Origin of the sequence: Streptococcus sanguinis, assembly GCF_003943655.1 — a bacterium.
GTDB lineage: Bacteria > Bacillota > Bacilli > Lactobacillales > Streptococcaceae > Streptococcus > Streptococcus sanguinis_F.
Genome location: NZ_RJMM01000016.1, coordinates 40,578 through 52,390, shown reverse-complemented (window position 1 = coordinate 52,390; position 11,813 = coordinate 40,578). Strand labels below are relative to the sequence as shown.

Genomic DNA, 11,813 nt, shown 5'->3' with positions numbered 1-11,813 from the left:
GAAGAAATACAAACAATTATTCAAACAGATTGAGAAAGATATTTTAGAGGAATGTTATGCAGTCGGAGACTTCTTGCCCAGCGAACATCAGCTGACAGAAGACTACCAGGTTAGCCGCGATACAGTCCGCAAGGCTCTGGCGCTGCTGCAAGAAGAAGGATTGATTGAAAAAGTCCGCGGACAAGGTTCCAAAGTCATCAAGCATGAACAGTTTGACTTTCCTGTGTCTAAGCTGACCAGCTATCAAGAAGTAGTCAAGCAGAATAATATGCAGTCCAAAACCAATGTTGTCAGCTTGGAAAAGATTACCGTAGATCAGAAACTGTCCGACATCACTGGCTTCCCTCCCTACCGACTGGTTTGGCGAATCGTCCGTCAGCGTGTTGTAGACCAAATCGCCTCAGTCTTAGATATTGACTATTTAGACAAGGGTATCGTCCCCCACTTGACAAGGGAAATCGCTGAGCAGTCCATTTATGCCTATTTGGAAAATGACTTAAAGCTCAACATCGCCTATGCCAAAAAGGAATTTACCATTGACCACGCCAATGACCAAGATAAGATCCTCATGGACCTAGGAAAGGACCAGCAGGTCGTCTCTGTCAAGTCTCAGGTCTATCTGGCAGACGGCCGCCAGTTTCAATATACAGAGAGCCGGCACAAGCTCGACAAATTTCGCTTTGTGGATTTTGCTAAGCGTCAGAAAGAGTAGCCTTCTTCTTTCCATACTACAAAACCACCCCTGCCTTCCAGCTGGCAGAGGTGGTTTCTTTTTATGAGTAGTCTAAGTCTGCTTTGTTTTGGATCAACAAAGAGCCTCAAAATTTTTTTTACTTGTTTTAGGAGATTTATATGAAAAAATTAGTTAAGGGCTTCTGCTGCTTTTTAAACGTTACTGATTCGTATTACTTCCTTTCCTACTTTTGCGCCTGTGAGAATGTCAATACTTGCTTATCATATAGGGTAACTTTAGATGTCATTGGACTGTCCTCATTTCTATTTTGATGGTATTAGTATAATCCCAGAAACTTAAGACAGACTTATAAAAAACTTGAAAGAAACTTAAAAGGCTGAGTTTATTTCTCAGCCTTTTCTGCTTCTTCAATAATATCAGAAATTTCAACTTTCACCTTTGTAACACGGCCATTTTTAACCTTGTCATTGGTCAAAATGAGTTGCTTATTCTGACTTTCGACTTCGTAGCTAATGCGCTCTTTCGGATCTGGAATAGTCCCCACACAAGTCAAGTAATAACCAGCAATCGTATCCACATCGTCGCTTTCAATCTCAACTTCAAAGTATTCATTAAAGTCATTGAGGGTCATGGTTCCTAAGACGATGTAGGTATTCTCACCGATTTCATGGACTTCGATTTCAGCCTTGTCTGTCTCATCGTCGATCTCACCAACAATCTCCTCCAAGAGGTCTTCCAGTGTGACCAGACCAGCCATACCACCATACTCATCCAAGAGAATCGCCATTTGATTTTGCGTATTGCGCAGCTCCTTGAGCAAATCATCGACAAACATGGTTTCCGGTACAAAGAGCGGCTCCTGCAGGATCTTGCGCAGAACGATATTGTCAAAACCATTGATGAATCCTTCATTAAGCAGTCGCTTGGTATGAATCAGTCCAATGACATTGTCCTTATCCCCATCATAGACAGGAATCCGCGAGAAGCTCTGCTTGAGGATGCTTTCGATGATTTCCTTGGTGTCGTCCTGAATGTCTACCATAAAGGCATCCGTCCGCGGCACCATCAGTTCACGCGCCATCAGCTCATCCAGAGAGAAAATCCCCTGCAGCATCTCAATCTCGTCCGCATCCAAGGTCTCTTCGCTCTTAGTCAGCATATACTCAATCTCGTCCCGGGTCATCTTTTCGTCTGCATCATCAAACTTCATCGGCGTTATCCGACTCAGCAGGTTGGTTGATGCTGACAGCAACCAGACGAAGGGGCTGACAATCTTACCAAGAAAGATAATGACCGGTGCAGCCCGCACAGCTAGATTATCTTTCAGGTTCATGGCAATACGCTTAGGATAAAGCTCGCCCAAAACAATGGAAATATACGTTAGCAAAATCAGGGCCAAGAAAGTTCCGATAGCACGTGCAGTCTCGGAATTTCCCATCCAAGAAGAGAAAAGTTTTCCCAGATTATCCGCAAAGCTGGCCCCAGACAGGATATTGATAACCGTAATCCCAACCTGAATAGTTGATAAGAAGTTATTGGGGCTTTCTAAGACTGCTAAGAGCCGGATATACTTGAGATCGCCCTCTTCAGCCTTTTGCTCCACACGCGCCCGATTGAGCGATACCATTGCCATCTCAGCAGCTGAGAAAAAGGCATTTAACAAAGTCAATATAAACAGTAGTAAGGCTTGCCATAACATATTCTGACTGCCAGGGTCTTCCATTGATTCTTTCTCCTCGAAATGTATAAGTAAATCTGATTATATCATATTTTTAAATTTAGTGCACAGGAAATGAAAATAAGACGGAAGACCCTTCTTCCATCTTATTTTCTAGTCTCGAGACTCTGGAATCAATCGACTCCGAAACTCATCCTTATTTATTAATAATCCCAAATTCTTCGTTCTTCTTCTGCTCTTGGGCTTCCTTGTGATTATCATAGAGATTAGCCAAAAACTTAGCGATTTCTTTGAGGATAGAATAGGTCGGGATTGCCACAATCATCCCTAAAACGCCATAGATATTGCTGGATAGAAGCAAGAGCACCATGATAGTAATGGGATGGACTTTCATCACACCGCCAACGATACGGGGATAGAGGATATTGCCATCGACCTGCTGGATAATCAGCATGTAAATCAAGGCCGCCACCATCTTCTGAGGATCGGTAAAGGCATACGTAATGACCATGGGAATCAAGCCGATACTCGGTCCTACATAAGGAATCAGATTAGCCAGACTAGAGAAAATAGCAAAGACCAAAGCGTACTTGAGTCCAATGACGCTATAGCCAATATAAGCCAGAGCGCCTATAATCAGGGCATCAATTGAAATTCCACTTATATAGCGGGCAACAGTAGCATTGAGATTGGTCAGCAAGCTTGAGATATTGAGCTTATCGCGCTTGAGGACTGTCCGCTCCAGCATGGGCAAAAGCTTATGGCCGTCCATGAGGAAATAAACCAAGAAAATCGGTGTCATAATTAAAATCATCAGCGTATTGACAACTGCTGACAGGACGCTGCCCAGACTGTTGGTCACACTGTTAAGGATATTTTGCAGAATGTCCACATAAGACAGGTTGAGCTGCTGGATGGTGGATTGGATATTCAGATTTCGAAAGAGCGGATTTTTAGATAATTGATTGACAAAACTTTGAATTTCCCAATAAAGGCCTTGCGTTGAATTAATCAAGCTGCTCAGCTGATTAATCAAAATCGGCAAGAGGTAAATAACGCCCAAAGCGATCAAGCCAAACAGAAGGCTGAGCGTCATCAGAATTCCAATCATTCGGTTGATTTTGAGCTTGTCCTGGAGAAATTTCACCAGCGGATTCGTAATATAGTAAAGAAATCCTCCCACAAGAAAGGGAATCAAGATGGTATTCACAACGCTAACAATCGGGGTTATCATATCCCCCATCTGACGCCAGATAAAGAAAATAATCGTTAGCAAAAGGACCTCACTGGTCCAAAACATCAGCTTACTTTTATGAAACATTTGACTCCTCCTATCAGTTATTTTACCATAAATTTTGTTATAATAAAGGAGATTTAACGAAAGAAAGAGTAAAAATGGAAAAGATTATCAAACTGGAAAATGTAAGCTTAGCTAAACAAGGCCGAACCATCTTAAAAGATCTCAACTGGCAGGTGAAAAAGGGGGAGCATTGGGCCATCCTCGGCCTCAACGGTTCTGGAAAGTCTACTCTCCTGCGCCTGCTCATGGTTGAACATTGGAAGACCCAGGGTAAGGTAACAGTTCTCGGTACTGAATTTGGTGCTGGCGACATTCCTCAGCTGCGAACTAAGATTGGAGTAGTCGGCTCCTTCATTGCTGAGCGTCTGCCCAGCCATCTCACTGCCGAAGAAATCGTCCTGACAGGCAAGTATAAAAGCAGTATTCTCTATGCTCCTTATGGACAAACTGAGCTGAACCAAGCCAGGGAAATGTTGGCTTCCATTGGCGGGCAAGAATTGATTGGCCGAAGCTACGCCAGTCTGTCTCAAGGGGAAAAACAGCTCTTGCTGATTGCGCGCAGTCTCATGGAAAAGCCAGAACTGCTTATCTTAGACGAAGCGACCAGCGGTCTGGATCTCTTTGCCCGCGAGCGCCTGCTGGATCAGATTGGTAAGATTACACAGATGGACCAAGCTCCAACCATCCTCTATGTCACCCACCATGTAGAAGAAATCACTGCTGCTATGGATCATGTCCTGCTCCTAAAAGAAGGTGAAATCATAGCCCAAGGTCCTAAAAAAGAAATTTTTCAAAAAGAGGTCATGGACCGCTTCTATCCCCAACCAGTCGAGCTGATTGAGCTAGGAGAAGACCGCTATTTCATCAAGGTGGAGGTCAGGTCCTCATGAAGCAATTTTCTAATACCATTTTCAACCTGGGCTATTTTCTGATTCTAACCATGACTGCGATTGCCTTGCTTTTCCTGTCTGGGCAGATTCTGCTATCCCATACTTACATCCCTTTGAGGATTGCTGAGGGGGTCCAATTCGTCAGTAATCCTTGGTATTTCTACCCTATACTCTTACTCTTTCTCCTCAGCCTCTTTTTAATCCGGCCCCTATTGGAAAAGGTTCAGACCAAGCATCTTTTTTGGATTTTTTCTCTCATCTTTATAGCAGCAACGATTTTTCTGATAACGGCCTATGATGGCCGCATCCGAGCTGACGCCAAGCACGTTTTCAATGCAGCCCTAGCCTTTAACCGAGGAGATTACAGCTCACTGACAACTGTCGGAAGCTACATGTATCGCAATCCCCATCAGCTGGGGCTGATGACTCTGGAGCGACTTTATGCTTTTATTTCTCCAACGACTCAATTTGCCTTTAGCATGAATGTCGTCTGGACTTTACTCAGTCATTTCTTGATTTACAAGATTACAGCTCTCCTCAGTGCCAGAGAAATCATCCAGAAATACACGATTCTGCTGACTTTTCTCTTTCTACCACAGCTATTTTTCGTTCTCTTTGTCTACGGTACCATTCCTGGGCTCTTCTTCTGTCTGCTCAGTCTCTATGCTTTTATCAAGCTGGACCAGAAAGGAAACTTACTCTATGCTTTGCTGGGAGCTGCCAGCATCAGTCTGGCCTGCCTCCTGCGCAACAACTACATTATCTTTGCCATTATGCTGATCGGCGTCTACTTCCTGTCCATTTTTTATAAATGGTCTTGGAAAAAACCACTAGTCATCATTCTGATTTTAGCCGGCATTGTTCTTTCAAACAAGGGTCTGACGGCCTACTATGAGCAGCTGATTGGTGGCAAGATAGGTGTCGGGACACCAAAAATCGCTTATATCACCATGGGCCTGCGGGATGATCCTAATCGGCAGACCTTGGGAGGCTGGTACGATGCCTACAATACCAAAATTCTCAAGCGCAATAAGTACGATGAAAATTTGGCTACAGAAATGGCCACTCGGGATTTGAAGGATATCCTGATTCACTTCAGCAAGCATCCGGTTTATGCGCTCAAATTCTTCTACGAAAAGGTCAAGTCTACCTGGACTGAGCCGACCTTTCAGTCTATCTGGACTGGACCGCAGATTGAGCGCCAGCAATACATGAAGCCAACTGTCTTGCGCAGCATTTATGAGGAAAGAAAGGGTTATCAGATTGTTAATTTCCTGCTCTTGACCCTGCTAGCCAGTATCTATCTGCTCGCCTGTTTCTTTATCCTGCATAAATTTTTCGTCGCCGAGGAAAAGCTGACGCCTTTTGACCTCTATCCCTTCATCTTTCTCTTGGGGGGCGGCCTCTTCCACTTCTTCTGGGAAACCAAGAGCCAGTATGTCTATATCTATGTCCTCCTTCTCATCCCTTCCGCCGCTCAATCCTTAGTCGACCTGAGCGATTGGTGGAAGAACAAAGGAAAAGGGAAATCAACAGACCAGCTTGAGAAAAACCTATAAAACTTGAACACTTGATAAGAATTTGTTATAATTTTATAGGAATACTAAGTGAAACAAAGTTGAATTTGTAATTAAAATTTTTTGTATTTTGCGAAGGGAGAATAGCGATTTATGTTTTCAATATTAGGTGCAGTATTATTTGGAGTTATAGCAATTATGACAGTTCTTGTTGCTTGCGGTCTGCCTTTGGGCGAATATACAATGGGTGGTCAACATAAAATCTTACCTAAGAAATTTAGACTTGCGGCAGTCGTTTCGGTAGCTATCCAAATTTTTGCCATGATCATTATTTTGCAAGCTGGAGGTTTGCTTCCCTTGTGGTTTTCTTTTAAGATTACTAAATATATTTGTTTCTTCTTTGCCGCTTATCTATCCTTGAATACGATTATGAACATGATTTCAAAAAGTAAGAAAGAAAAATATGTTATGACTCCTCTTTCACTTATAGCTGCAATATGTTTTTGGATAACAGCATTTCAGATGTAATATGTGAAATGAGGTTCATCTACAGTGCGTCAAATTAGAGTTTGGCAATAACATCTCTATACATGATTACTAATGATATAATATTACAAATATCGAATAAAACAAATTAGAATTTGTAGAGGTGAGAAAAATGTAATGGCAACACATTCAACTTAAATCGAAATAGTATAAAATTACGAGGAGATTATAAGATGAACAATTATATAAAATTAAATGAAGATAGATGGAATAATGTAAAAAATGACTATACTGAGCCATTGACACATGAAGAATTAGAAGAAGTTAGAAATAATCCAATTTCTGTTGCATTAACTGTTGGGAAAAAAGCTCCAAAAGAATGGTTTGAAAAAGCAAACGGAAAAAAGATATTAGGTTTAGCTTGTGGTGGTGGTCAGCAGGGACCAGTTTTTGCTATAAAAGGTTATGATGTAACCATAATGGATTTTTCTAAATCACAATTACAAAGAGATGAGTTGGTTGCTAAAAGAGAAGGCTTAAAAATCAATACAGTTCAAGGCGATATGACAAAACCATTTCCATTTGAAAATGAAACTTTTGATATTATTTTTAATCCGGTCTCAAATGTGTATATAGAAGATTTAGACAACATGTATAAAGAAGCCTCTCGAGTATTGAAAAAGGGTGGACTGTTAATGGTCGGATTTATGAATCCTTGGATATACATGTATGATGCTGACATTGTATGGGACAAACCCGATGAAGAATTACTTTTAAAGTTTTCAATACCTTTTAATTCAAAAGAGCTTGAAGAGGAAGGCAAAATAACCATAAATCCAGAATATGNATATGAATTTAGCCATACCTTAGAAACTCAGATTAGAGGACAACTTAAAAATGGTCTCGCTATGATAGATTTTTATGAATCATGTGATAAAAGACATAGATTATCACGTTATGGAAATGACTATATAGCTACACTCTGCATCAAACTATAATATTATAGAAAACACTTAAGGAGAATAGCCCATTTTATTTTCCTTAAGGCTTAAAATCTAAAAATCCCAGTTTGTCTAATTGAATCAAAGAATGTTTAAAACAGTAAATCAAAAAGTTTTACTGTTTTTTGCTCATTTTTCCAAAATAAAAGAGTCAGTAATTTTTGAATCAAGAAAATCGCAATAACTGGAATAAAGCAACCCTAACAAGCATTTTGAAAAGGCAAGAGTATTGATGAGATGTAGTCAACTTCAAAACCGAAATTCTATATTAAATGGAAAGAGCTAAAAGTGTTAGAAATTGTTTAGAGACACTAGTAAAAGAAAATAGAAGACCAACACAGGTTAAGAAGCAAGAGCTAGGGCTCTAACATTAAGTAAATATATGATATAATAGTAAAAATGTTTAGGGAAGCGAATTAGAATGTACAGAGCAAAGGGGATGACAAATGTTGAAGCAGAAAACAAAGACGAGCGCAGTTATATTAGCACTGTTAGCAGCTGGATTTTATGCAATTAACACGCCATTTTCAAAAGTTCTTTTGAATAATGTTACACCAACTTTTATTGCCGCTTTTCTTTATCTTGGTGCTGGTCTTGGCGTTGGAATAATGTATTTATTTCACATAAAAAAAGAGAAAAAATCAGAGAGACTTACAAAGCAGGATTTACCCTATACAATCGGAATGATTGGATTAGATATAGCCGCCCCTATATTTTTAATGATAGGTATAAAAATGGGAACAGCATCTAATGCGTCACTCCTTGGTAATTTTGAAATTGTGGCGACTGCGTTAATGGCGTTACTGTTTTTCAAGGAGAAGGTATCAAGAAAGCTGTGGATTGCCATTGGATTTATTACGCTATCTAGTATTGTTTTGTCATTTGAGGGAAGTGATAGTTTCCAGTTTTCTATAGGTTCTTTTTTTGTGATACTGGCAACCTGTTGCTGGGGACTTGAGAATAACTGTACAAGAAAGATGTCAGATAAAAGCACATATGAGATTGTTTTGCTAAAAGGCATTTTTTCTGGCGGAGGTGCATTTACTATTGCATTGGTACTTGGCGAAAAGATTCCAGAAATGAAATACATTGCCGAAGTTATGCTATTAGGATTTGTAGCATACGGATTAAGTATTTTTCTTTATATAAGAGCGCAAAGAGACTTAGGTGCAGCTAAGACAAGTTCTTTTTATGCTGTAGCACCGTTTGTGGGATCATTTTTAGCCTTTGCAGTAAATGGAGAAAAATTGGCTCTAGAATATTTTATAGGGCTGGCTCTGATGTTGCTAGGAACGGTATTTGTAGTATATGACACTATGGTAAAGCATCATCTTCATGAGCATAAGCATACGATTGTTCATACACATAACGGCGTGACTCATACTCATGTAATCACTCATGAACATGAGCATAAGCACTTCGGTAATGAGGAGAGACATAATCACAAACACGAAGATTATATAAATAGCCAGGAACATAAATTGGCTCATGCGAATGGATTATAAATACCAGTTTGTCTAATTGAATAGAAGAATTTTTAAAGCAGTAAATCACAAAGGTTTACTGCTTTTTTGCTCATTTTGAGAAGTCATAACCACCCGTGAAAACGGGATTTCACCTTGTTCTAAAACTGCCATCTGAGAACGCTTTGACACTTAACTTATCAAAGACAAGGTCATTTTTTCCCAATCGCGTATATATTTAGAAACTATCTTTTCATTTAGGCCCACGGTACTCACATAGTCTCCTCTCGCCCAAAACTTTCGATTGTCATAATATACCCCCTCTTGTTTTTCAATCTGAACAGGAGGGGGTATTTTGAATTGAAATGAATAAGACGTAGCCTTGTGTTATTAGCATTCTTATCACTTCATTTTAATCGTAATCAGCATACCTCCACCAAGCTATTGTTGCAATAAGACCTAGAATACTTACCGCAAACAAACTGACAATGCTCCCAAAATTCAATAATGCTTTTCTTGCAATACCACTTGCGAGTGCAGGAATCGCCCATGGAATATACTTCCCAAAGTTAAGAGCAGAACCAAGCTGAGAAAAAATAATAGTAAAAATGATAAATGCCAATGGAGACAAATAGCCCCGGCCTAAACAAGCAAAAAAAGCTACTGGAGTAGAGAGTATGATCGTAAGAGTAGTACAAAAACCAAAAGTAAGTATACCTTTGAAAATCACCGTTAAGTTCCCACCATCAAGTCCAATCAGATTGCCAGCTAATAATCCCAATAAAAGTGCAAAAATTGATAGAATATAGCTCCATAGAGCGATAACGATAAACTTGGATAATACGATTGTATCTCTTCTTATCGGGAGTGCTAATAGGTCTATCATAGTTTTATCAGAATATTCTCTACCAAAAACCCAAGATGCTGTAAATCCAAAAATGAGCAATCCCCCAACAGNAATGACTTGTGATATGGTCATTAAGTACGACGACCAGTCTGTTATCCTCATCGTTTCCATTTTTGCAGAAATCAAACCAAGATTTTTGAAATTCTCTGGATATTTCATCATAGTTGCAAACAACCCAACAATAAAAGGAACTAAACAGATAGAACAAGCAGTTACGATGGAAAGTTTTGATTTTATTAACTTTCTCCATTCAATTAAAATACAGGAACTAAGCTTTTTCATTCGAAACACCTCTATTATAGTCATTCAGTATTCTTAAGAAATAATGCTCTAAATCTTCTTTTTCAACAGCCAGCGATTTGGGCGGATAACCTGCATTAACCAGCAATGTAGCAATTTCTTCCGGATATTCCACAGATTTTTTATCAATTAGTTCTAAGAAATCGATATTATTTTCTGTGTCTGATTGAATGTTCACCTGATAGCCCTGGTTAGATAATACTTCTTTCATTGCCTTATTATTAGAGCCACTTACTAGTAACTTCTTTTCTAAGTACTGTTCTAATTCACTGCTTTCAACTTCTCTTATAAGTCTGCCCTCATGTATAATGACTATTCTAGTAGCAATTTTAGATATTTCTTCCAGATTATGACTTGAAATAAGAACAGTTGTACCTAGATTATTTGCCAATTCCTTTAACAGTTCTCTCACTTCAATAACTCCAAAAGGATCTAATCCATTTGTTGGCTCATCAAGAATTAGGATTTTAGGTTTATGAATAATCGCTTTTGCAATTCCTAAACGCGCAACATTTCCTAAAGAAAGATGCTTCTCCTGTTTATGTTCATATTGCTTTAGTTTTAATTTTTCAATTACCCAGTCAATATTATCTTTATTAACCCCTCTTAATTTACTAACGATTTTTAAATTTTCTCTCACAGTTAAGTCTGGATAAGAATAAGGCGTCTCGATAATATAACCTATTTCATTTCGAAGTTCTAAATTACTCAGATCTAACTTTTTTCCTTGGATATAACATTCCCCTGATGTAGATTTTATCAATCCTAGCATCATTCTCATCGTCGTTGTTTTCCCTGCACCATTCAGTCCTAAAAAACCTACTATTTCACCACTTTTTATTGATATATTCAAGTTGTTGACAACATTTTTTGTTCCATATCTTTTAGAAAGGTTTGCGGTTCTAATTGCTTCTTTCACCATTACCTATCCTCCTTAGTAATTTGCACAACAATTCCTTGTATGACTAACTTCAATGTAGTATCAAATTGTTCTTCACCGATTTCCTCGATGTGTAATATAGTCATAGCAATCGTTCTAAATAAAGCAGAGACGATTTCTACCGATACATTTTCTCTAATATTGATTCGGGATACAATTTTTTTAACCATCCTATCATCTATCAGATGATGATTTGTTATCGCCTCTTTTGGCAATTTTCTTACGAGTAATTCCATTTCATGATTTTTAAATATGGTATACATAAATGAATAGCGAAAATCTTGATAAAAATCATAAAGTAACTGTACCAGACGATTTGTATCTATCTTGGCTTCCATATCTAATTGTTCTGTCAGGCGATCCATAACATCTATTTGATATTCTTCTAAGACCGCAAAAAATAACATTTCTTTTGAGGAATAAAAATTATAAAAAGAACCTTTGGAAATATCTACCATTACTGCCATCTGGTCAACTGTGGTTTTCTTAACCCCATATCTTTGAAGGCATTCCTTTGCAACTTTATGTAATTTTTTTCTAATTACTTCTTTCTCTTCAGCAGTAAAAGCAGTAGCCATAACTTCCTCCTAAAAATTCTGTGACGTTTTTTGATTTTACAGTCATAGATTATCATATA

The 11,813-nt window shown here is 38.8% G+C and carries 11 protein-coding genes and 1 pseudogene; 6 read left to right on the top strand and 6 right to left on the bottom strand.

Annotated elements, in window-relative coordinates; translation table 11 throughout:
- Window positions 1-712, top strand: a 712-nt coding sequence (gene treR, locus D8886_RS07785) for a trehalose operon repressor (protein ID WP_125434955.1), incomplete at its 5' end; no start/stop codon positions are given.
- Window positions 713-1,076: 364 nt separating this feature from the next.
- Here treR and D8886_RS07780 read toward each other — a convergent pair.
- On the bottom strand, window positions 1,077-2,417 hold the full coding sequence (locus D8886_RS07780) for a hemolysin family protein (RefSeq protein ID WP_125434953.1): 1,341 nt from the start codon (window positions 2,415-2,417) through the stop codon (window positions 1,077-1,079).
- Between the two features lie 151 nt (window positions 2,418-2,568).
- Window positions 2,569-3,693, bottom strand: a complete 1,125-nt coding sequence (locus D8886_RS07775; protein WP_125331139.1) for an AI-2E family transporter — start codon at window positions 3,691-3,693, stop codon at window positions 2,569-2,571.
- Between the two features lie 74 nt (window positions 3,694-3,767).
- Here D8886_RS07775 and D8886_RS07770 point away from each other — a divergent pair, with 74 nt between their 5' ends.
- The 5 genes from D8886_RS07770 (at window position 3,768) to D8886_RS07750 (ending at window position 9,071) form a co-directional block, all read left to right on the top strand.
- Window positions 3,768-4,562 (top strand): ABC transporter ATP-binding protein, encoded by a 795-nt coding sequence (locus D8886_RS07770; RefSeq protein ID WP_125356682.1) that lies wholly within the window; start codon window positions 3,768-3,770, stop codon window positions 4,560-4,562.
- Entirely contained in the window at window positions 4,559-6,121 is a 1,563-nt protein-coding gene (locus tag D8886_RS07765) for a glycosyltransferase family protein (RefSeq protein ID WP_125356681.1), read from the top strand. The genes D8886_RS07770 and D8886_RS07765 overlap by 4 nt, the downstream gene beginning before the upstream one ends.
- Window positions 6,122-6,232: 111 nt before the next feature.
- Complete coding sequence (locus tag D8886_RS07760; RefSeq protein ID WP_125331136.1) at window positions 6,233-6,607, top strand: hypothetical protein; 375 nt, start codon at window positions 6,233-6,235, stop codon at window positions 6,605-6,607.
- Window positions 6,608-6,798: 191 nt separating this feature from the next.
- The gene (locus tag D8886_RS07755) at window positions 6,799-7,563 is read left to right on the top strand and encodes a class I SAM-dependent methyltransferase (protein ID WP_125434951.1); all 765 of its coding nucleotides are present in this window, start codon (window positions 6,799-6,801) and stop codon (window positions 7,561-7,563) included.
- A gap of 449 nt (window positions 7,564-8,012) precedes the next feature.
- Window positions 8,013-9,071, top strand: coding sequence for a DMT family transporter (locus tag D8886_RS07750; RefSeq protein ID WP_002894631.1), 1,059 nt, complete (start codon window positions 8,013-8,015; stop codon window positions 9,069-9,071).
- A gap of 109 nt (window positions 9,072-9,180) precedes the next feature.
- On the opposite strand, the pseudogene D8886_RS11825 reads toward D8886_RS07750, so the two are convergent.
- The 4 genes and pseudogenes from D8886_RS11825 to D8886_RS07730 all read right to left on the bottom strand — a co-directional run.
- Window positions 9,181-9,341, bottom strand: a pseudogene (locus tag D8886_RS11825) (IS200/IS605 family transposase); the annotation flags it as partial.
- Window positions 9,342-9,441: 100 nt separating this feature from the next.
- Window positions 9,442-10,218, bottom strand: coding sequence for an ABC transporter permease (locus D8886_RS07740; RefSeq protein ID WP_125434950.1), 777 nt, complete (start codon window positions 10,216-10,218; stop codon window positions 9,442-9,444).
- On the bottom strand, window positions 10,205-11,158 hold the full coding sequence (locus D8886_RS07735) for an ABC transporter ATP-binding protein (RefSeq protein WP_002894629.1): 954 nt from the start codon (window positions 11,156-11,158) through the stop codon (window positions 10,205-10,207). Before D8886_RS07735 ends, D8886_RS07740 begins: the two co-directional genes overlap by 14 nt.
- Window positions 11,158-11,754, bottom strand: coding sequence for a TetR/AcrR family transcriptional regulator (locus tag D8886_RS07730; protein ID WP_125402449.1), 597 nt, complete (start codon window positions 11,752-11,754; stop codon window positions 11,158-11,160). The genes D8886_RS07735 and D8886_RS07730 overlap by 1 nt, the downstream gene beginning before the upstream one ends.
- Between the last annotated feature and the right edge of the window lie 59 nt (window positions 11,755-11,813).